Source organism: Desulfonatronum thiosulfatophilum, from assembly GCF_900104215.1.
GTDB classification, from domain to species: domain Bacteria; phylum Desulfobacterota; class Desulfovibrionia; order Desulfovibrionales; family Desulfonatronaceae; genus Desulfonatronum; species Desulfonatronum thiosulfatophilum.
The window spans coordinates 220,558-242,352 of record NZ_FMXO01000001.1; the positions used below are offsets into that span (position 1 = coordinate 220,558).

Consider the following 21,795-nt stretch of genomic DNA (forward strand, 5'->3'; position numbering starts at 1 on the left):
CACGGCTGGCTACTGTGGCGGATGCTGGGCTTCAATGACTTTCAGCCCATACTCCTGAACAGTGGCCGGGGGATTGGGAAAGACAACCATGAACTGCACATCCATGCCTGGTCGCAAGTTCGTGTTGTTGGTCAGGATGCCGACTCTGGCCTGAAGAGCCGCATCCAGCTCCTGTTCCGAGAGAATCTGCAGCTGAAAAAGTGAAACCGTGTTCCCGGCCAGAAACTCCTTGCGCTCCACCACATGCCCTTCCCCGTCGAACAGTGAGGCCTCGATCTTGAAAAGTTCCATGGGAGTGGGAAAATCATTGCGCGCCTTGCCTTCGATGACGAACAACTGGCCGATTTTCTCGTTGGTCACGAAGTACTGACGAACATTTTGCAGGGATATCAGATGCACCTGGTCCGGTCCCAGCACCTCCGGCGCCTGCGCCTCTTCGGCGGGCGGGGTCCCGAACCAGGAAGATACAATATTCTGACCGTCCTGCCGCGCAAACAAGAAGACTCCCAGGCCGATGATCACAAGCCCCAGAACGACGAAAACCAGCGTCAGCGCCCTGCTTTTCGGTTCTTCCGAAGGGTGGATCTCCAGGGAAATGTCTGAAGCCTGGGCGTCCGAGGCTGCCCCCCCGGTATTTGCCTTCTTGCTGCCAATGCCGGGCTCATCAATATCCTTGAGCCAATCGAACTCCGCATCCAGGTGTTGGTCCGGCTCTGATTCGTGGTCGGACGGCGGGGTGACGAAAAAAACATGGCTGCAGCGGATGCATCGTACTTTTGCCCCTTCCGTTCCGAGGACGGCAGCATCAAGATTGTATTTCGTATCGCAATTGGGGCAGGTTACGATCATTGTGCTTCCTCTCTGGTTGCAGCGGAGGCCGGTTTTGCTTCATTGAGAGTATAGACCGCGGGCAAATGGCGATAACGCTCCGCATGATCCAATCCATAGCCAACCACGAACCCATCGAAGAGGGTGAAGCCCGGAAAATCGACCGTCACGTCGACTTCCCGGCGCTGATGCTTGTCCACCAGGGCACAGACACGAAGGCTTTTTGCCCCGCGCATACGTAGAACGTTCAACAGATAGCGGGCGGAATGACCGGTATCAACGATATCGTCCACGACAAGCACATGTTTGTCGTGAACCGGCAATTCCATATCCTTGGTGAAGAGGATGCGGCCTTTACGGCTGGTTTGCCCGCCATAGCTCGCCAGACGAACAAAATCCACTTCCGGTTCGATGGACAGGGCGCGAACAAGATCGGCAAAGAAAATGAAGGCTCCCTTCAGCACGCAAACCATGACCAGAGGTTCATTTCCATATTGCTCGGAGATGGCCGCTCCGAGTTCCTTGACCCGGGCGGCAATGGCTTCGCTGCTGATTATCATGTGCTTGGATGGAGTCATGGTGCGCTCATTTCTTGTTCTTAACGTTACATTTCGATGCTCATGGCAATTTCGTCGCAATCCGGAAACTTGGGACAGTGCAGACAGTCAGCCCAGACCTTTTGCGGCAGATTGTCCTTGCTGACCACCTGGAACCCGAGCCGCTCAAAAAAATGTGCCTGATAGGTCAGGGTGAAGATGCGAAAAATGCCTAAGGTGATGGCATCGCTCAGGCAGGCCTCCACAAGTCTGCGCCCCCACCCCTGGCCGCGACATTCGGGCGCCACGGCCAGAGAACGGACCTCAGCCAGGTCGTCCCAGGTGATGCTGAGGGCGCAGCATCCCAGAATTGCCCCCTGATCCTGGGCCAGCACGAAAAAATCCCGCAGATGGCTGTAGAGCTGATTGTAGGAACGAGGCAACAGCAAACCCTGCTTGGAACAATCCATCAACAGGGCGTGGATGGTGCGGACATCCTGGATGCGAGCCTTGCGAATGTAGATGCCTGAAGGAACGGTCATGGATCGGCTGGATCGGCTGTGAGATTGTCAATATTTTGGCATAGCGTGTCATGAGGTGTCAGCCCTTCTTCCACGATTTGCAACTGTCCGGCAACATCGTAAACGAACAACAGCGGGATAGCTTGAACTTCCAGCTGCTCGGCCAGATTTTCCTCAGCCAGATAGACCGGATAATTCAGAGGGTTATCCTGCAAATATGTCGCCAATGTTTCGGGATTGAAGTCCAGGGAAATGCCGATCAGAGTCAAATCCTCCTTGGGAAAAACGTCACGGCATTTTTGCAGTTCCGGCAGCTTTTTGCGGCAGGGCCCGCACCACGTTGCCCAGAAATCAACGACAATCACCTTTCCCTTGTTTTTCTCCAGAAATTGGTTGTAGGCCTGCAGATCCATCACCGGCAGGGATTGAGCCCAACCTGGCCAGGGACAGAGGAACACCCCAAAAATCAGCAAGATGCAAATCAACAATTTTTTCATATTTATCCACCCAGAAAACATGCCGTCGATTGCCGGCGCGGCATACATCGGTTCATCATTGTTCATTGACCGGCATCCTGAAGATTAATCAGACCACGGGGGAAAGTCACGAGGCAGTTAACTGGTTTTGGGTGGTCTCTTCAATAAGCCGCGCTGCAACGCGGACTGCCGCCACGGCGTCAGGAGCATACCCGTCCGCGCCGATCATATCGGCAAACCGTTGGGTTACCACGGCTCCGCCCACCATGACCTTGGTATTGATTCCGAATTCCTTCACCAGCCGGACGGTGTCCTCCATGCGGACCATGGTCGTGGTCATCAAGGCGGACAAGCCGATCAGGCCGGCCTGCTTTTCCCTGGCAGCCTGGACGATGGCGCGGGCTGGGACGTCCTTGCCCAGATCGTGCACTTCGTATCCCATGTTGCGCAGCATCAGGCAGACGATATTCTTGCCGATGTCATGAATATCGCCCTCCACCGTGGCCATGACGATGGACGCCTTTTTTGCGCTGCCGGCCTGTTCCTGCAGCAGAGGCGTCAATCGATCAAAGGCCTTCTGCATGGTTTCCGCGGAGAGTATCAGTTGCGGCAGAAAGAATTCCCGGCTCTCGTACCGCCGACCAACTTCCATGATTGCCGGGATCAGCTGCTGGTCCAGCAGCTCACCGGCTTGCCCTCCACTGTCCAGGGCCTGCTCCAGCAACTCCAGGATACGTTCCTTTTCCCCCTGAATGACCGCCTCGCCCAATGTTCCGACTTCCTTGCGCGCTGCGCCGGCGCTCGCGGTGCTGCTGTCCGCCGCCTTGACCGTCACTGCGCCGTCGCCGGCCGCCCAGCCGGAATAATTCCGCACGAACGACTTGGCCTGGGGATCCCGGGCCAGCAAAACCTCTCCGGCGGCAAGGGCTTCCTGGACCCGCCGCGCTCCGGGGTGGGCAATGACGGCACAGAGTCCGTGGGACATGGCCATGGTCAGGAAGGTGCTGTTCAGCAATTCTCTTGCCGGCAGTCCGAAGGATATGTTCGACAGCCCGAGTACCGTGGGCAGATTCCATTCCTCCCGGCAGGAACGAATGGTCTGCAGGCAATGTTTCGCGGATTCGGGCTTTGAGGACACGGTCAAGGCCAGGGCGTCCACAAGTATCAAATGTCGGGGTATTCCGAGATCCTCGGATTTACGGAGCAGGGATTCGACGATTTTCAACCGCTGGGTGGACGTTTCCGGCAAATCCTTGCCGGCCAGCGGCAATAGAACGAAGGGTGCGCCAAACATCTTGCAAAGCGGCCCCAGGCTTTCCATGCGGCCGGCTTCTCCGCTGATGGAATTGACAAGAGCCGAGCCCGGATAGCATTCCAACGCCGCGCCAATGGCTTCCACCTTGCTGGAATCGATGCTCAGCGGAGCCGAAAAGCGTGCGGCCAGCCGTGAAACCAGCTCCGGCAGCAGATTTTCCTCCACGACCATGGGCGCCCCGACATTGACGTCCAGAATTCTGGCCCCTTGAGCTATTTGCTGCACGGCCATTTCCATGGCCAGGGACTGCTCACCGGCTTGAAACTGGGCCGTAAGCTGCTTCTTGCCCGTGGGGTTGATCCGCTCGCCGATGACAACCATCGGTTCTTCAAGGCCCACGCAGACCGACGTTGAGCGGGATGTGAGCACCATATCCGGATGGGATGTCGGCGACTGAAGATTGATTCGCACTTCCCGCATGGCCTTGGCCATGGCCCGGACATGCGCCGGACTGGTGCCGCAGCAACCGCCGACGCCTTGAACGCCCAGCGCCGGAAACCGCGTCATCCGCTCGGCAAAGGCTTGCGGTTGGAGGGGGAAAACCGTCCGACCGTTCTCCAGAATCGGCAGGCCGGCATTGGGTTGGACCAGAAGAGGAGTTCTCGCCCGGGGCAGCATGGCCCGGACGATCTCTTCCAGCCCTTCTGGTCCGAGGCTGCAATTGGTGCCGATCAGGTCTACCCCGAGGTTTTGCATGGTATCCAGAAACGTCAGCGGCGATGTGCCGGTCAGGCTGGTACCGGACTCGAAGGTCATGGAAACGGCCACGGGCAAATCACAAACCCTGCGTGCGGCAACCACCGCGGCCCGAATCTCCCCGAGGTCAAACTGGGTCTCGATAAGGATCAAGTCCGCCCCACCCTGAGCAAGGCCGGAAATCTGGCGGGCGAATGCATCCACCAGTTCCGCGAAACCGGCCTTACCCAGCGGAGCCAGCAGTTCGCCGGTAGGTCCCACGCTGCCGGCCACGAATCCCCTGGTTCCCGCCACGCCCCGGGCCACCTCGGCCATTTTGCGGTTGAAGGCTTGGGGATCCAGGGAGTGAGGCAACTTGAAGCTGGTTCCGCCGAAGGTGTTCGTGGTCAGAAACATGGCACCAGCCTGCAGGTAATCCGCATGAATGGCGCCGATCACCTCCGGATGGCGGTCGCCGAACTCTTCCGGAGACTGCCCCGGCTGCAGGCCGCGATCCTGCAACTGGGTCCCCATGGCGCCGTCAAACAAAAGAATGTTGTTTTCCCGGATTAAGGACCGGACCTTGTCGTTCATGTTGTCTTGCTCCAGCCACGCTGGTGGTTACACGTGGAGAATTATTCAATAAAGATCAGAAACGATTCGCTTTCAACAATATTTTGAGATTGCCAACCAAATGGGCCGCCTCTGCCCATCTACACTGAAAGGTGCCAAAACACAGGATAACCTGCAAAACGAGGACTTACTGAAAAACATTGAAAAGGACAAATAAAAAATATAAGATCCATGATCATACCCGCGAGACTTTGTCCGCCGCACTCCTGCCACATGCTCGCCGCACGTCGATTCGACATGCACGAATACCGTTCGCACGGCAGCCCGCCGAGCAACTCACCGTGGCTTATGAATGCATCGATCATTTGGAGGGTCAGCCTCGCCGAGAAGCTTATTCCCTGTCGAGATACGGGTTGATCCGAGCAATCGGCACTCGCGGCAGCCCCCGGGTGAGGTTCGTATGAGACTGCATCCACCGAGACAACACCGCAAGCAACCGACTCAGCTTCATGAAGGAAAAAACGGTACACGTCATGGTTGATGAAAAAAAAAATATACGCTCCTCCAGCCAGGATTCGAAAGAACTTTTCACTGAAAGTTCAGAAGAATTCTTGCAAGAGGAATCTGATGATATCCTGGCCGAAGATGCGGATGAATCTCCGGACACGGACAATGAACCCGTCGACGTCCCCGGGCCCATCGATCTTTCCAAGACCTCTTCACCGGCTATTCGTGACTCTTTGCAGTTGTACCTGCGCGAAGTCAATAAATTTCCGATGCTCAAGCCGAATGAAGAATTCACGTTGATCCACCAGTACCGAGAGAACAACGACACCAAGGCCGCATTCCGGCTCATCTCCTCGCACCTACGCTTGGTGGTCCGGATTGCCATGGATTTCCAGCGAGGCTGGATGCAGAACATCCTGGACCTGATCCAGGAAGGTAATGTCGGCCTGATGAAGGCCGTCCAAAAATTTGATCCAGAACGCGGGATCAAGTTTTCTTACTATGCATCCTTCTGGATAAAGGCCTACATCCTCAAATTCATTATGGACAACTGGCGCATGGTCAAGGTCGGCACGACCCAGGCTCAGCGCAAGCTCTTTTACAACCTGAGCAAGGAACGTCAGCGACTGCAAAACCAGGGCTTCGACGTCAACGTCAGTTCCCTCTCCAAAAGCCTCAATGTCAGCGAACAGGATATTACGGAGATGGATCAGCGACTCGGAAGCTCGGACCTCTCCCTGGACGCCCCTTTCTCGGAGGATACGAGCATGTCCCGGATGGACATGCTCCCGGCGTTGACCACTCCTGTGGACGATCTTCTGGCGGAGGAGGAAATGATCCACATCCTCAAAGACCAGATCAAGGAAATGATTCCCCAGCTCAACGCCAAGGAACGCGATGTCCTGGAGCAGCGGTTGATGAACGAGGAACCGGTGACGCTTCGGGAAATCGGAGAAAAGTACAGCATCACGCGGGAACGAGTGCGCCAGATCGAAGCCCGGCTGATCGAAAAGATTCGGGACAATTTTTCCCAAAAACTGGAAATTCCCACCAGGAAAGGATCGGGAGAACATGTTGAAAGAACTTGAACTTGTCAGGCAGGAAGCGAAAAACTTGGTCGGCATACAATCGCAACCACTATTTTATGAACGATTCTCAGCCGAGCTGGCATTTTCCAAGGAACTCTTCTTCGATCATCCGTTGGTCGTCCGTTGTTGCGAGGACGTATTGCCCTTTCTCAGCGACGAGTACGGCCACGGAATCGATCATGCCAAGAAAGTAGCCCTTGAGGCAGGCGCCATCTCCCTGGCCGAAGCCCAACCCTTTGGCATGAACCAGGCCCGCCATCTTTGCATGTTGTCGCAACTCAGCGGCTTGATGCACGATATTTGCCGCCTTGAACCGGAACATGCTCTTCGTGGGGGGGAACTGTCGCTGCAGATCCTGCACGATTATCCGTTGACGGACAGGGACAAGAGCATGGTCGCGTTCTCCATCCGCAGCCATGAGGCCTTTCGCCCCAAGGAAGTCACGGATGATCCCATGGAGGAAATTGTTGCTTCAGCATTGTATGACGCGGACAAGTTTCGTTGGGGTCCCGATAATTTCGGGACGACTTTGTGGGAGATTTGCGATTATGAAGAATGGTGCATGCGAGAAATTCTTAGCAAATTCCCAGCAGGAGTGGAACGAATCCGCGCGATAGCCAACACCTTTCGCAGCGAAGTCGGACGAACCTTCGGCCCCGAATTCATCGAGCTAGGAATTCAACTCGGGAACCGTCTTTACACCATACTGCAGCAACATGTTCCTTCCCCTGACAGGGGCGAAACGACGGCGCGGTCATAAACAGACCAGGAGCCGGCGCAAACAACTTGCCCCGCAATCCCATTCAGCTCCTTCTTCAACAAGGATTTTTTTCGGTGTTCAACACGCTTCCCATGCTCCGCCCTTTCCGGGTTCTGGTGTGCCTCGCCTTCTTCGTTTCCATGGCTGCCTGCGCTCCCAAGCTTGACTATTCCCCCGAACCAGTACTGAAAGCGCAGATATCGGAGCCGGAACTCCAGTTGACCCCTTCCGCCCAGGCTGCTTTCGCTTACCTGCGGGCACAGGAACTGGAACGCCGGGGAGATCAGGAAGATGCAAGACACGCTCTTCAACTGGCCATGGCCCTGGAACCGAATCCTTTTTTGACCATGGAACTGGCAAATTCCTACTGGCGGGAAGGCAAAACCACCGAGGCCAGACAGGTCTTGCGCGGCGCCCTGCAGATTTTTCCGGGTGACCAGATCCTGTCTTCGGCACTGGTCAACGCCTATCTTGCCGACAACATGTCCGACGAAGCCATCTCAATCATGGAGCAATATCTGCAACGTTCCCCCCATGACTGGCAGATGCGCCGGAACATGGCGGCCCTGCTGCTGCAGTATGCCCGGTATGCCCATGCCGCGGACATTTTGTCGGCCATTCCGGAATCCGAGCGCACGGCCGAGATCCGCTTTCTATTGGCCAAGAGCAATGCCGGACTTGGCTTGACCCGCCAGACCGAAGAACAACTCCTGCTGGCTCTGGAGCAGGATCCGTATTTTCTCGAGGCCTTGGCGGAACTGGCGTTCCTGTATGAGACCGAGGGCGATCTCGTTCGTGCCGAGGAGACGTATCGGCGTATTCTTGAACTGCGCCCGGACGCGGACGACATTTTGCTGCGTATGGTCCAGGTCAATGTGACTCTGAACCAGCCGGAACAAGCCCTCTCCCTGGCCCTGAGCCAGTTCGATCGAGAGTCGTTTGTCCTGGATGCGGCCTTGATTTTTATCGGCGAAAACCTGTTCCAGGAAGCCAAGATCCTGCTCGATACGCAGCACCCCGATGAGGGGCCGCCGGAAGCGGACTTCTACCGCGCCTTGATCGCTTATGAGGGCGAGGGAGATCCGGAGCAGGCTCTGGTCTATCTTGGCAGGATTCCGGACGATCATTTGCATTATTCCAGGGCTCTCAGTTTTCAGGGCTATCTGCTTCTGCAAATGGAACGCATCGACGAAGCCCATCAACTGGCTCGGGAGGGCCGGGTGCTTTTCCCGAATTTGAGCGACTTTCTCCTGTTGGAAGCGGAAATCTTCCTTGGTGAAGACAATATGGTCCAGGCTTCCAAGTTGCTGGAAGAAGCCCGGCGGAAATGGCCCGGGGATACGGATGTTCTCTATCGCCTGGGATATCTTCAGGAACAGGTGGGGCATCGGGAGGAAGCCTTGCGGACCATGGAGGAAATCGTCGCCTTGGATCCGGATCATGCCGAGGCCTTGAACTTTATCGGCTATACCCTGACCGAAGAAGGCCGCGAGCTTGAACGAGCCCTGGTGCTCATCGAAAACGCGCTGAAACTCAAGCCCGGCAGCGGGCACATCATCGACTCCCTCGCTTGGGTACACTACAAGCTGGGAAACTTGGAAGAGGCGTGGCGGCATATACGCTCCGCGGTGGAAATCATGGCCGATGATCCGACGATATGGGAACATTACGGGGACATTGCCGCGGCCAAGGGCAAGAAGGATCAGGCCCGCAAAGGCTACAACAACGCCCTGCTTTTTCAGACAAAACACCCGAACGAGGTCCAGCGCAAGCTGAAGGAATTATGATCGCGGCCAATTTTTGTCCTAGCTTATGGCTTCGTTGCTTTCTCGGGTGCTGTGTCCTGCTCGGCGCACTGACAGGCGGATGTGCGCCCAAGACCCTGATCCCCTTGGATATCGCTCCTGAACAGGCTGATCTGGTCTGGAATCGATTCCATCAACAATACGCCGCGAACTGCACCCCGCTGGACTTTTCATTGCGGGCCAGCGTCAATTATGCTTCTCCGGATCAGCAGTCCCGAATCGTGCTCGCCATGTGGGGCCGCACGGATTTTCCGGTCCGGCTTGATATCCGGGCCGGCGTTGGCGCGATGCTGGCTCACTGGCGAGAGGGCGATTCAGGCTGGGTAGGATACTCGCCCACCGATAATGCGGCCTATTTTGCCGACTCCGTCCAGGAAGGTGCCCAGGAAATGGGCTTGTTCATGCCCCTGCGCCTGAACGCGCTGGCCCAGTTGCTCGTCGGTTGCTGGCAAACCGTCGTTTCTCCAAACTACCAGCATGTCCAGAGTACCGGCGGGAGCCTGAAGTTCTCCTATTCCATCAATGGCATGAACATATCCATCCACCTCACTCCGGATGGCCACCCCCTGTCCATCCGGCAGGAAACCCCGGCTGGTTGGGTTGTTGATATTGATCAGTGGACGGATGAAGCCCGTCGCATTCCGAGACGCATCAGCCTGTACCAGGGAGATCAGTCCGCCGTGGTTCGCGTTCAGCGCCTGGATCTCGATGTCGACCCCTGGCAGGACCACGACCTTCGCCTGGAATTGCCCCCCGGGACGAGATTTATCAATTTATCCCGCTGATACTCGAGCTTCACCCTTCAACAAGATTGTCTCGACGAAATAACGAACGGAGAGGATGCATGAACCACCTTGCCACGTCGCATTTTTACAATATTTCAGTACATACCGACCTCTTGCTCGGGTTCAGGGTCCTTGGCAGTGAATTTAAATGGATTTTCATTCGCTCGTTGCGCAACTGGGAAATCTCGCAGCTTCGCAAGCGACTGCACCAGGAATACCACACCCTGGGCATGATCGAGGCGGCCGCCTCGGACCTGGAAATTGCCAAGGCCGGAGACGCCCTGGATATTTTTGATGAAAAGGAACTGGCCATCAAGCAGATCTCTTTTTTGCTGGATGAAATCTCCTTCCTGACGGATCAGCTCCGAGACGAACGCCAGGAGTATGTCCGTCGTCGTGTTCAAAAGTGGAAGCTGACATGATAAGGGGCAGTGAATTCACTTCCGGTACATAAAGCCACTCTGAAACAGTCTGGTTCATTTCCACCGGCGGAACCGTCCCCCTTCATCACTAAACCTGAAAAATCACATAAGGTCGTAACATATGGACATCCGCACCGTCGTCATCGGCTCAGACCATGCCGGTTTTGATTTCAAAAAAATTATGACGGGTCATATTCGAGATCTGGGGTATGACGTGCACGACATCGGGCCGACCTCAACCGATTCCTGCGATTACCCTCTCATGGCCGGCGAACTGTGCCGTGTGGTGCTCGCCACGCACAATCCCGGCATCCTGATTTGCGGAACCGGGCTGGGCATGAGCATGGCCGCCAATCGGTTTCCGGGTATCCGCGCATCCCTGTGCACTAATGAATTTCTGGCCCGAATGGCCAGGGCCCACAACAACGCCAACGTGCTCTGCCTCGGCTCCAGGGTCTTGGGAAGTGAACTGGCCAAAAGCATTGTTTCCGTTTTTCTGACAACTCAATTCGAAGGCCAGCGCCATCAACGGCGCATAGACCAACTGGAGTCCCTGGTCTCACAGCATTAATAGCCAACATGGCCCTTCCCTTCCGCCAGTGCCCGAAAACTCGATTGCACCAAGCCCCTTCCCCACTGGCTGGCCGACTTCGCTTGGCACAAATGCCGATTCGAAACAAAACATCGCGGAAATCTCAGGAAAGGGTTTATTAGTCCTTGACAGCAAACTTTCACACGGAGTATAGAATCGCTCTTTGGCCGGGGTGGTGAAACTGGTAGACGCACTGGACTCAAAATCCAGCGAGGGCAACCTCGTGTCGGTTCGATTCCGACCCCCGGCACCAATAAAATCAAGGGTTTACAGATAAGACTGTAAACCCTTTTTTATGGTCAAATTTCTGTGTGGTATGAGTAGTGTAAGAGGGTGAAGCTGACAATAACAACCGGCATTGGTCAATTTGATATTACTATGTTTCAATTCAACGTTGTTTTGTTTTGCGCAAACAGGGATTCATCCTGAAGATGTGGAGCTTTTTCGGAAAAGTTCTGTAACAATTCAGAACCATTTAATGATAAGATATCTGATATTCCGACTTGTCTCGATTTTTGGCCTCGCTTATCTACGTTTCTCTTGCTTATGACAGCCTTGCGCAGACGCGGCTGCTGAAGCTTTCCAAAAAGCAGTGGAACAAAGTCCCCCCGGATCGTCCTAGCCGACCTTCGTCACCGCCCAAAAATCGGCTGGCTTTGGCGGAAGCCGTAAGAGGTACGGCTTCCGCCAACCAATCTCACTCCCCTTTTCTCCAGCCCGTTCCCGGTTTCTTGGTCCGGAAAGGACGTGCGGCAATGGTCCGGACACGGCCTGGGCCCTGGTCATCGCCGGCCGCTCCTCCGGCAGGCGCTGGCTGCACCTTGATTCGCAGGCCCCGGATCTGGTTGTCGTCCATTACCCGAATCACCTCTCCGGCAAATTCGGAAGGCACTTCGACAAAACATTGCCGGTCCTGCATCAGGATCTTTCCGATCTGTCGGCCGGAAAGGCCTGTTTCTCCGGCAATGGCGCCGACCACGTCCCGGACCTCCACGTTCTGATTGCGACCCACGTTGATCACGAGCCGGGTCATGCCCTGCTGCGTGCCGGTGTCCCTGGGGCGACCACCGAATCGATCTCCCGCCCCCCGTTCACTGGAACGATCACCAAACCGGCCACGTGAAGGTTCATTGATTGAAATGAGTTCCTCCTCGCTGGTCCTTGACGGCCCCATGAGCATCTTCAGCAGAGCCGCGGCCATATCCAGGGATGAAACCTGATCGATCTCCAGAAAATGTTCCACGGCGCGCACCTGCTTTTCTAAACCGCCCTGGGCCATGGTTTCCTTGACCTGATTCAGAAATTTTTCCGTCTTGGCCTGCTCCACGTCCCCCACGCTCGGCACGCTGCGCTGGACCATCTTGGATTTGGTGAACCGTTGAATGTCCTTCAGCTTGTAGAATTCACGGCCCGAGGCAAAGGTGAAGGCCCGGCCGGTCCGTCCGGCGCGGCCGGTGCGGCCGATGCGGTGAACGTAGTATTCAACGTCGCTGGGAATATCGAAATTGAAAACCGCTTCCACGTCATCCACATCAATGCCCCTGGCGGCAACGTCCGTGGCCACGAGGATCTCGACATTGCCGGTCCGGAACTTGGCCATGACCCGGTCCCGCTGGTTCTGGTTCATATCCCCGTGCAGGCCCTCGGCCAAGTACCCCCGGGCCTGCAGATGCTCCACGATCTGATCCACGCTGCGCTTGGTGTTGGAAAAGACAATGCTCAGCTTGGGGTTGTAGACGTCAATGATCCGGCACATGGCTTCCAGACGCAACCCCCGCGGCACCTCGTAGAACAATTGCTCAATATTGGGGACCGTGAGCATTTTCTGGGATACCTTGGCCAGGACCCGATCCTTGAGATAGGTGTCCGCGAGACGCAGAATTTCCTGAGGCATTGTCGCGGAAAAGAGCACGGTCTGGCGCTCATCCGGTGCGCCCTGCAGGATCAGTTCGATATCCTCTCGAAAGCCCATGTCCAGCATCTCGTCGGCCTCATCCAGAACAGCGATCCGGATCTGATCCAGCTTGATGGTTCCCCGCTGAATGTGGTCCAGAACACGGCCCGGCGTGCCGATGACCACTTGCACTCCCTGACGTAAGGCCCGGAACTGACGATCGATGGGCTGCCCGCCATAGACCGGCAGCACGGAAATTCCCCGGCAATACTTGGCCAGAGAGTTCAACTCCTCGGCGACCTGAATGGCAAGTTCCCTGGTCGGGCAAAGTACGATGGCCTGAATGTTCCGGTTGGACGCCTCGATTTTCTCCAGGATGGGAATACCGAAGGCCACGGTCTTGCCGGTCCCGGTCTGGGCCTGCCCGACCACGTCCCGACCTTCCAGGAGCATGGGGATGGCCAAGGACTGGATCGGAGACGGCTCCTCGAACCCCATGTCCTGAATGGACTTCATGATTTCCTGGGAAAGACCCAATTCTTCAAAGCTGCTGATCGACATGTCGGTATCCTTTTGCTCAATTTGATTTTAGATGTTGATTCACGTTTCCGAAACGTCGGCGGACATGAACTGAATTTTCCTCGCGGGGCAGGATGCCTGTCTCCATCCTTCCTCCATATCCTCATACGCATCCGGAATGAACCTGGGAGTGCAGACGGCCAGAAAGAGGAGGTCGGATACGCCGGGATTGTTGATGCGTTGCGGCACTCCCGGGGGGATCAGAACCACATCTCCGGGAGCCACTACTTTGGGCTGCCCTCCGTCAATCTCCATCAAGCCCTGCCCCTCAAGGATGATGTAACGCTCCATGATGCCTCGCAGCCTGTGCAACCTCGTGGTTACCTGGGGCAGAACCCGCACTCTGGCAACGGACACGGCATCATCCTCGGAGGCATTCCACCATTCGGTGATGAAACAACGCTCCTTGAAAAAGTATTCATTCACCGACCCTTTATGGAACATAGGTATTTTTTCGTTCATGCAAAGCACTCCAGCGGCAAAAGAGCTCCGACAGGGGAAAAAGAATCATCAATAAATACAAGGCCGCAAAGAAATGTGCCGAGACAATGGACAATGTTTCCAGATGCTCGTTTCAGAAGACGCACTGCGACTGGAGCGCGGCAGCCTGGCTCTACAGGACCACCGGCAGCGGTTTTTCCAGAAAAATCTCCCGCTCTTCAACCCTGGCCTGCCAGGCTAAAGCCTCGACGCCCTGTTGCACGACCCGCCGCAGCGTCTGTCCGTAGAAGGGATCAATGGCGTCCGCGGGAGACAGGCATCGGGCATCCCCGCGCTGGACGCAGAAAAATATCACTGCCCGGTGTCCGGTCAGAGCCATCCCTGCCAATGCTTCCAGGTGCCGGGAAGCCCGCGCGCTGACTGCATCCGGGAAGATCGCCGCATGGTGACCATCCACGGCGGTCACGTTCTTGACTTCCAGATAGCAGGTATGTCCCCGGGAGTCTTCAAGAAGCATGTCCAACCGGCCAAGGGGCACCACAACCTCCCGGCGCACAGGTGCATATCCCGACAGTTCGGTAACCTTGCCCGCGGCCAGCGCCTCCCAGACCAGGGAGTTGCTCCGCCCGGTATGGATTCCCACTAGGGTTCCCGGACAGGCCTCGGTGATCTCCCAGGTCCAGCCGTACTTGCGTTTGGGATTTTCCGCCCTGCTCAGCCAGACCCGCATTCCAGGAGTGGAGCATCCGAGCATGGAGCCGGTGTTCGGCGTGTGCGCGGTGATGATCCGGTCGTCATCCAGTTGCACGTCGGCCAGGAAACGGTTGTAGCGCCGAACCAGGGTGCCGGAAAGAAGATGGTCTGGAAGAAGCATGAAATCCGATTTCGATTCCGATTTCGATTTCGCGATTCGATCAGTTAGACGAGTAGATCAGGAAATCCGACACGATCCGTCTTCAAATCGCAACCTGAGCAGAAAACGCTCGGTTTGTCCGAGGCCAAGGCGCAGGGGTCGACAGAAATAGAACGCGGAACCCTGCGGAGTTCGTTCAAAGCCGTTTTCGGATTTGGTCACGGCCCACAGCGGTACATGGCGCAGGGTGACCCGCGGAGTCGCATCGACCAAAAGCCGTCCTTTAGTATACGGGCAGGCAAACACGACGTCCACGAGATCGTCCATACTCCAGGGCAGGTCCAGATCCTTTTCCTCCTGTCCGCCGCCGTTCCCATTCCAACTGCCCGTACACTGCGACGTCAATCCCAAGGCCAGTTCCGTGGCCCAGAGCGCATTCAAATCGGCCCCCTGCTCCAGGGTCAGAACATAGCTGATCTCCAGGCAATCGTCGGAAAGGCGATATGATTTCTCAACATGCAGCTTGCCGGAATCATCTCCGCCGAACGGCATCCTGCCTTCAAATTCAGCGTTCAGAGAGCTTTCGCCCTCCCGAACCCGCCACTCCATCCTGGTTTTCCAGGAACTGCCCAAGGGCTGAAAGCTGCCGTGGACCAAGTCGTCCAGCGAGGTCTGCGCCGTCAGGAGATAATCCGCGAAAGGCAGGTGATCGAAGCGATCATAATCCAAATATTGCTCCAGCCCCGGCTCCTTGGCCCGCACTTCCGCGGAGTGGATATGAAAAAACTCCTTCCATTGCGGATGATCCGGCGTGATCACTTCACCCATTTGGGCCGCCTTGCGCAGAGCCTGATGGTAGGGCTCGGGGTGCCGCGAAAATGCCGTGGCCAGGTTGAGACGCCTGGGAAGATAGTCCAGCTCTTTGGCCGCGCCGCCGGTGTGCGGATTGAGAAACATCTGCCACGGACCGTATCGCAGGTGCACTTCCTCGGTGCCGTCCACGTCAATGTCGCGGCTGGAGCAGTGCGGAGAAGGCCACAAACCGGATTCTTCCTGGGCTGCCAGCAGGTTGGATGCATTGGCTTGGCGCAGATGGGTCAGGTAGACGCCGCCAAAGACACCGTGCCAGTAGGCGCAGTTGCATTGACTGGCCCAGACCCGCCGCCGGCCCCGCTCAACTGCCGTCAGGTCGGATGGAACCTGGCCGCCGGCTGCGCCGTTTTCCTGTTCATCCGCCAGAGCATCCAGGGCCCGGGACAGGTCCATGCCGCGTTTTTGCAGCCAGTTCACTTCCGGGTATTTGACGAGGAAATTACGCCAGAAACCGCCGGAAAGAAATCGGGACGCATCCTGGTTTTCGCTGGTCAGACGACATTGTCCAAGGGCCGCTGCTTCCTCCGAGGGCATGGCCCAATCCATCATTTCCAGGTAGGACGCCGTGGGCAGATAGATCCGGCCCTGATCCCCGTGGCGGTCCATGTATTCCGCGGGCGTGACCACCCGAATCCAGTCCTTGCGTTCCAGGAGTCCATCGAAAAACCGCCGCATGTACCCCTGCTCCCAGCAATGTTCATGGGTCCTGGGCCACAAGCCGAAACGCTCGGCATCATCGCCGAGGCAGGCCAGGGGAGCGATCCCCAATTTCCGGCCCTGCTCGGCCAGATCGCCCAGCATGTTCCAGACCGCGTCCAGGGGCTGCCAGGGGATCAAACGGCGCAGGGGCTTGAGATTGACCAGCAAACGCAGCGGATTCCCGCAATCCTCGGTTCGCCAGGTTCCCGAAAGGCAGCGCACTCCGGCCCGATGCAGATGGTTGTCGTCCACCAGGCTGTAATTGATGCCCAGTGGCGCGAGCCAGGACGGCAGATGCGGTTCCCAGACCCGTTCCGTGAGCCAAAGCCCCGTGGGCGTGACGGACCAGAGATTCTGCATGCCTTGGATATGCATCCGGACCTGCCCCTGAGCGTCTTCCCGCCGGAGCATGGGCAGCACGGGTTCGTAGTATCCCCCGGTCAGGATTTCCACCTGCCCCCGGCGAACCAGCCGATCCACCAAGTCATGAACCTGAGGCCGGTGCTCCAGAAGCCAGTCCAGAAGACATCCGGAAAAATGCATTCCCACCCGGATGTCCGGATAGGACCAGAGGTGGTCCAGCAGGGGCTTGTAGGCCAGATCGTACGCCCTGGCGAAGACGTGATCAAAGTTACCCACGGGTTGGTGGAAATGCAGAACCAGAGAAAAATATATCGGAGGCTTGGCCATGAAAAAAATCCTTGAACGGCAATTCGATTAAAACGGCAACTCCGTTGCCGGTATTTCTTTTTCCTGAAATGTGGTCTTGTAGGTGAGACCGGCTAAAGGCAACCGGTTCAGCGGCGCCTGGCGCAGGCGCAATCCCAGCCCGAAGACACGGCGCAACCGGCTGCGCAGGTTTTCCAGAACAGTTCCGGTCAACGCCGATCCCTCCGGCTGCGCCACCACCAGTTCTACCTGATCGCCCAGGCCGTGCACTGTCTGAACGACAAGCCGAAAGTCCGCCACATCCGGAGCGACTTCATTAAGTATCCGCTCCACGATGTGCGGTGAGATCCGGATGCCGCGTACGGAAACGGCATCGTCGCTGCGCTTGTGCACCGGAGAAAGGCGGGCCGAGGTCCGCCCGCAGGGACACGGGGCCAGATGGAGACGACTGATATCCCCGGTCCGAAAGCGGATCAGCGGATACCCCTGGGTTGAGAGGCTGGTCACCACGACCTCCCCCTCCTCGCCCGGAGCTTTGGAAGCCCCGGTATCCGGGTCGATGATCTCCACGAGAAAATGATCCTCGGCCACATGCATGCCGCTTTGCTGTGTGCATTCCGCGGCCAGGGCCGGCTCGATCATTTCCGAGACGCCGTAGATGGTGTAGGCTTTCAGCCCCAGTCCACGTTCCAGAACTCCCCGCACCTGGGGCTGCAGGGCCTCCGGCCCGAACATGCCGACCCGCAGATGCAGCCTGGAAAGGTCGTTATCCGGCGATGCATTTTCGTTCATGGACCGGATCAGACTGAGCGCGAAGGCCGGAGTGCCGGCCAGGACCGTGGACCGGAAGTCCTGCATCATCTTGATCTGCAAGGCCGCGGAGACCGTGGCCGCGGGCGTGAGCACCGCGCCCAGGGATTCCGCGCCCTGGTTGAACGTGAACGCCCCGGGGAACTGGCTGTAGTTGAAGGCCACCTGAATGATGTCCGTCCGGCCGACTCCGGCAGCGGTCATGGCCCGGCACATCAGTTCAGTCCACATGCGCAGATCCTGTCGGGTATATCCGACGACAATCGGTTCTGCGCTGGATGCTGCCAGACGCAATTGGACCACGCTGCGCAACGGCACGGCAAACAGGCCGTAGGGATAGGCCTGGATCAGATCCTCCCGGGTCGTGGGCGGGACCTTGGCCAGATCGCTCATGTCCCGGACATCCTCGGGCAGCAGCCCCAGTTTCCGGAACCTTTTGGCATACAAATCCACGTTGCGGGCGGTCAGGTTGAGGGTCATCTGCAACCGTTCCAGCTGGATCTGTTCCAGTTCCTCGCGACCCATGCACTCTGCCTGGGGATTCCAGATGGTATGATCCATGGTCATCGCTCCCACTTTGCCTTGTAGTCCCGGCCCAGATAGGCCCGGCGAAATTCATCGTTGGCCTGCAGTTCCTCGGCCGTGCCGCTGAGCAGCAGCCGACCGGCCTGCAGCACATAGGCCCGCGTGCTGATGCGCATGGCCGCCAGGGCGTTCTGCTCCACCAGAAGAATGGTCAGGCCCTCTGCCTGGAGTTCCTGCAAGGTCCGGAATATCTCCTTGATCACCAGCGGCGCCAGCCCCAGGGAAGGTTCGTCCAGCACCAGAAGCCGCGGGCGGGCCATCAGGGCCCTGGCAATGGCCAGCATCTGCTGCTCTCCGCCGCTCAGGGTCCCGGCCTTTTGCTCCAGACGTTGGCCCAGCACCGGAAACAATTCCAGCAACCTGGCCCGGTTGTTCCGGATGTCCGCTGCGGCCAGGCGGTTGCGCAGGGCAAAAGCGCCCAGGTCGAGATTCTCGCGGACCGTCATGGAGGGAAACAGCTCCCTGGCCTCCGGAACCTGGACCAGTCCGGCGGCCACGATCCGGTGCGAGGCCATGCGCGACAGATCCTGCCCTTCAAACCGCAGTTCCCCGGAAATAGGACGAATCAAGCCGCTGACCGCCTGCAACAGAGTGCTCTTGCCGGCGCCGTTGGCTCCCACCAGGCAGACCGTCTCGCCCTGGGCCACATGCAGACTGACCCCGTGCAGGACGGAAATGCCGGAGTATCCGGCGTGCAGATTGCGAATACGCAGCATGCCTTGCTTCACTCCCCCAGGTAGGCCGTGATTACTTCCGGATTCGCCTGGATCTCCTGCGGCGAACCCTGGGCCAGCAGTCGGCCGTGATGCAGAACCAGGACATGATCCGTATGGGTCATGACCATGTCCATGTCATGTTCCACCATGATCATGCTCAACCCCCGGCTGCGCAGATCATGGAGCAGTTCGGCCATGGCTTCGCGCTCGCTCATGGTCAGTCCGCCCATGGGTTCATCCAGCAGCAGCAGTCTGGGGTCGCCGACCACAGACCTGGCCAGTTCCAGGAGTTTGCGCTGCCACAAGGAAAGTTCCCCCACCGGGCTGTTCCAGACATCATCCAGCGAATACCGTTGCAAGACTTCCATCCCCTTCTCGCGTACCAGCCCTTCTTCTCGACGGCTGCCCGGACTGCGCACAAGATGCCCCAACATTCCCACCCGGCCCCGGCAATGCAAACCCAACAGCAGGTTGTCCAGAACATTCATCTCCAGAACCAACTGCACGGCCTGGAACGTGCGGGCCAGGCCAAGAGCGGCGCGCTGATGCACGGCCAGACCATCCAGTCGGCGTTCGCCCAGAAGGACTTCTCCACGCTGAGGCACGTACAGCCCGCAGATCACGTTCAGCAGGGACGTCTTGCCCGCCCCGTTGGGTCCGATCAACGCCGTCCACAACCCCCTGGACACGCCGACGGAAATATCGGTCAAGGCCTGCAATCCGCCGAAGGTCAACGAAATTTGCCGCAGGGAAAGCAGGTGCTGCTCATCCTTTTTTTCAAAATCAAGGCGATCAGGATCAGTATCCGTCGACATCGGAAGGGTATGCTGCATTAACACGATCATTTTCCAATTCTCTTGTTCCAAACCTGATGATACACCTTCCTTATCCCCTCCCATGCCGCCGGAAGCAGTCCTTTGGGACAGAACATCAGGACGACCATGAGAATCAGGCCATGCAGGAGGATCATCAGATCCGGCCAGGCGTGCAGCCATTCGGGCAGGAGCAGGAGGAAGGCCGCGCCGAATATGCCGCCCCAGAGGTTTCCCAGGCCGCCGATGGCGGTCATGGTCACCAGTTGCAGGGAGACGAACATGTCGAAACTGTGCGGGCTGATGAACTGCAGATAATGGGCGTAGAGACTTCCGGCAAGAGCCGCGAGCAGAGCCGCGGCCACGAAAAGACCGACCTTGTAGCGCGTCACCGGGACGCCCAGGGAGGCGGGCAGCAGGTCCCCCTGGTGCAGACTGCGCAGGGCCCTGCCCGGACGGGTGCGCAGGAAGTTGGCGCACAGCCAGAGAACCAGCAGCACCACTGCCCAGACCAGATAGAAAAAATTGCGGTCCTCGCTCAGGTTCAGGCCGCCCACTTGCATGCCAGGAATGCCGAACAGGCCGGAGGTTCCACCGGTCATGGGCTCCCATTGGATGCAGATGATGGTGAAAATAATGTTGAAGCCCAGGGTGGCCATGACCAGATAATGCCCTTCCAGCTTCAGTGTCGGAATGGCCAGCAACAAGGCGACCATGCAGGACAAAGACACGCCGGCGAGCATGGCCAGCCCCACGGGAACGCCGAAATGCACGCTGAGAATGCCGGAAGCATACGCGCCCATGCCGAAAAAAGCGGCCTGCCCCAGGGAAACCTGTCCGGCCATGCCAATCAACAGATTCAAGCCGGTCACGGCCAAAGCGAAAATTCCGATCAGGCTGCCCATGGACAGCAGGTACGTGTCCGTCACCAGCCACGGAGTTGCCAGAACCGCCAGGGCCAGAGCTACATACGGAACGAAAGGCCAAATCCGCGCAAGAAACGGCCGCGGGGAACCTGTTGCCCCTGTTGTTCCTGAAAGGTGCGTATTCATACCCGCCTCGTTTTCGCCTGACCGAACAACCCCGAGGGGCGAATCCACAGCACGCAGAGCAGGATCAGAAAGGCCAGGGCGTCCTTGTAGGCCGAGGAGATGAAGCCCGCGGCCAGGGATTCCAGCACCCCCAGAAGCAGCCCGCCGGCCACCGCGCCCCAGACATGACCATACCCCCCGAGAATGGCCGCGGCGAATCCCTTCAGTCCGAGCATCACTCCGGCGCTGTAGTGCATTCCGGTGATGGGCGCGATGAGGATTCCCGCCGTGGCGCCCAACCCCGCGCTCAAGGCGAAGGAGACCATGACCATTTGGGCCACGGGGATGCCCACCAGAACCGCGCCGTGCCGGTTGTCGGCCACCGCCCGAATGGCCTGCCCCACGACGGTGCGTTGGAAAAACAGGTGCAGCAGGGCTACGCAGATCATGGTCACCACGAGGATCCAGAGCGCCTGCCGGGAAATCACCGCGCCAGCCAGAAGCAGCGGGCCTTCCGTGGAAAATGCCGGCAGGGCGCGAGCCGTCTTGCCCCAGATCAGGGAGGCGGCGCCTCGGGCGGCAATGGAAAAACCCACGGTAATCAGCACCAGGATGAGCACATGCCGCGACCTGGCCAGTCCCAGGGGCACGCGTTCCAGAAAAACGCCCAGCAGCATGGCGGCGACGATGCTCGTTCCAAAGGACAAGGGCAAGGAAATGCCCATGTCCTGGGTCAGGCCGATCATAATCATTGCGCCGAGCATCACGAATTCGCCCTGGGCAAAATTAACGATGCCCGTAGCGTTGTAAATGATGCAGAATCCCACGGCCACCAGGGCGTAGATGCTGCCCGAGGTCAGCCCGGACAGCAGGAACTGGGGAAGTTGATCAAAAAGCATGGTTCATTGAGGTAGAGAGGACTGGAAGTGCAACTTCCACCATGGCGTGAG

The 21,795-nt window shown here is 57.8% G+C and carries 20 protein-coding genes and 1 tRNA gene; 7 read left to right on the plus strand and 14 right to left on the minus strand.

The features are described from left to right. Positions 1–9: 9 nt before the first annotated feature. The 5 genes from BLP93_RS01015 to BLP93_RS01035 form a co-directional block, all read right to left on the minus strand. Positions 10–849 (minus strand): DUF3426 domain-containing protein, encoded by an 840-nt coding sequence (locus BLP93_RS01015; RefSeq protein ID WP_092116318.1) that lies wholly within the window; start codon positions 847–849, stop codon positions 10–12. Next, positions 846–1,406, minus strand: coding sequence for a hypoxanthine phosphoribosyltransferase (hpt, locus tag BLP93_RS01020; RefSeq protein WP_092116320.1), 561 nt, complete (start codon positions 1,404–1,406; stop codon positions 846–848). Before hpt ends, BLP93_RS01015 begins: the two co-directional genes overlap by 4 nt. Before the next feature lie 26 nt (positions 1,407–1,432). Further along, entirely contained in the window at positions 1,433–1,906 is a 474-nt protein-coding gene (locus BLP93_RS01025; RefSeq protein WP_092116321.1) for an N-acetyltransferase, read from the minus strand. Next, entirely contained in the window at positions 1,903–2,382 is a 480-nt protein-coding gene (locus BLP93_RS01030; protein WP_161946142.1) for a TlpA family protein disulfide reductase, read from the minus strand. The genes BLP93_RS01025 and BLP93_RS01030 overlap by 4 nt, the downstream gene beginning before the upstream one ends. A gap of 106 nt (positions 2,383–2,488) precedes the next feature. Then, positions 2,489–4,945: a homocysteine S-methyltransferase family protein gene (locus BLP93_RS01035; protein WP_092116325.1), complete on the minus strand. Its 2,457-nt coding sequence runs from the start codon at positions 4,943–4,945 to the stop codon at positions 2,489–2,491. Between the two features lie 512 nt (positions 4,946–5,457). Between BLP93_RS01035 and BLP93_RS01040 the strand changes: the two genes are divergently transcribed. The 7 genes from BLP93_RS01040 (at position 5,458) to BLP93_RS01070 (ending at position 11,136) form a co-directional block, all read left to right on the plus strand. Beyond that, the gene (locus BLP93_RS01040) at positions 5,458–6,519 is read left to right on the plus strand and encodes an RNA polymerase factor sigma-32 (RefSeq protein ID WP_092116524.1); all 1,062 of its coding nucleotides are present in this window, start codon (positions 5,458–5,460) and stop codon (positions 6,517–6,519) included. Continuing rightward, positions 6,503–7,279 carry an HD domain-containing protein gene (locus tag BLP93_RS01045; RefSeq protein WP_092116327.1) on the plus strand — a complete coding sequence of 259 codons (777 nt, stop codon included), beginning with the start codon at positions 6,503–6,505 and terminating at the stop codon, positions 7,277–7,279. The genes BLP93_RS01040 and BLP93_RS01045 overlap by 17 nt, the downstream gene beginning before the upstream one ends. A 74-nt stretch (positions 7,280–7,353) precedes the next feature. Further along, a complete protein-coding gene (locus BLP93_RS01050) occupies positions 7,354–9,066 on the plus strand; it encodes a tetratricopeptide repeat protein (protein WP_139162873.1) in 1,713 nt (570 codons plus the stop codon). After that, positions 9,063–9,869, plus strand: a complete 807-nt coding sequence (locus BLP93_RS01055; RefSeq protein WP_092116331.1) for a hypothetical protein — start codon at positions 9,063–9,065, stop codon at positions 9,867–9,869. Before BLP93_RS01050 ends, BLP93_RS01055 begins: the two co-directional genes overlap by 4 nt. Positions 9,870–9,928: 59 nt before the next feature. Next, positions 9,929–10,291 carry a hypothetical protein gene (locus BLP93_RS01060; RefSeq protein ID WP_092116333.1) on the plus strand — a complete coding sequence of 121 codons (363 nt, stop codon included), beginning with the start codon at positions 9,929–9,931 and terminating at the stop codon, positions 10,289–10,291. Positions 10,292–10,412: 121 nt separating this feature from the next. After that, the gene (rpiB, locus tag BLP93_RS01065; RefSeq protein WP_092116335.1) at positions 10,413–10,862 is read left to right on the plus strand and encodes a ribose 5-phosphate isomerase B; all 450 of its coding nucleotides are present in this window, start codon (positions 10,413–10,415) and stop codon (positions 10,860–10,862) included. A 187-nt stretch (positions 10,863–11,049) separates the two neighbouring features. Continuing rightward, positions 11,050–11,136 (plus strand) — tRNA-Leu (locus tag BLP93_RS01070). 444 nt (positions 11,137–11,580) lie between these two features. Here the strand turns inward: BLP93_RS01070 and BLP93_RS01075 are convergent. From BLP93_RS01075 to BLP93_RS01115, 9 genes are all read right to left on the minus strand, one after another. After that, entirely contained in the window at positions 11,581–13,338 is a 1,758-nt protein-coding gene (locus BLP93_RS01075) for a DEAD/DEAH box helicase (RefSeq protein WP_092116337.1), read from the minus strand. 39 nt (positions 13,339–13,377) lie between these two features. Next, positions 13,378–13,818 carry a cupin domain-containing protein gene (locus tag BLP93_RS01080; RefSeq protein ID WP_244148605.1) on the minus strand — a complete coding sequence of 147 codons (441 nt, stop codon included), beginning with the start codon at positions 13,816–13,818 and terminating at the stop codon, positions 13,378–13,380. Positions 13,819–13,969: 151 nt separating this feature from the next. After that, a complete protein-coding gene (sfsA, locus tag BLP93_RS01085) occupies positions 13,970–14,671 on the minus strand; it encodes a DNA/RNA nuclease SfsA (protein WP_092116339.1) in 702 nt (233 codons plus the stop codon). 57 nt (positions 14,672–14,728) lie between these two features. Further along, positions 14,729–16,912, minus strand: a complete 2,184-nt coding sequence (locus BLP93_RS01090; RefSeq protein WP_092116341.1) for an alpha-amylase/4-alpha-glucanotransferase domain-containing protein — start codon at positions 16,910–16,912, stop codon at positions 14,729–14,731. Positions 16,913–16,939: 27 nt separating this feature from the next. Continuing rightward, positions 16,940–18,262, minus strand: coding sequence for a phenylacetate--CoA ligase family protein (locus BLP93_RS01095; RefSeq protein ID WP_092116343.1), 1,323 nt, complete (start codon positions 18,260–18,262; stop codon positions 16,940–16,942). Between the two features lie 2 nt (positions 18,263–18,264). Continuing rightward, on the minus strand, positions 18,265–19,002 hold the full coding sequence (locus BLP93_RS01100; RefSeq protein WP_092116345.1) for an ABC transporter ATP-binding protein: 738 nt from the start codon (positions 19,000–19,002) through the stop codon (positions 18,265–18,267). An 8-nt stretch (positions 19,003–19,010) separates the two neighbouring features. Beyond that, positions 19,011–19,817 (minus strand): ABC transporter ATP-binding protein, encoded by an 807-nt coding sequence (locus tag BLP93_RS01105; protein WP_161946143.1) that lies wholly within the window; start codon positions 19,815–19,817, stop codon positions 19,011–19,013. A gap of 26 nt (positions 19,818–19,843) precedes the next feature. Beyond that, complete coding sequence (locus BLP93_RS01110) at positions 19,844–20,866, minus strand: branched-chain amino acid ABC transporter permease (RefSeq protein ID WP_092116347.1); 1,023 nt, start codon at positions 20,864–20,866, stop codon at positions 19,844–19,846. Then, entirely contained in the window at positions 20,863–21,744 is an 882-nt protein-coding gene (locus BLP93_RS01115) for a branched-chain amino acid ABC transporter permease (RefSeq protein ID WP_092116349.1), read from the minus strand. Before BLP93_RS01115 ends, BLP93_RS01110 begins: the two co-directional genes overlap by 4 nt. Positions 21,745–21,795: the final 51 nt, after the last annotated feature.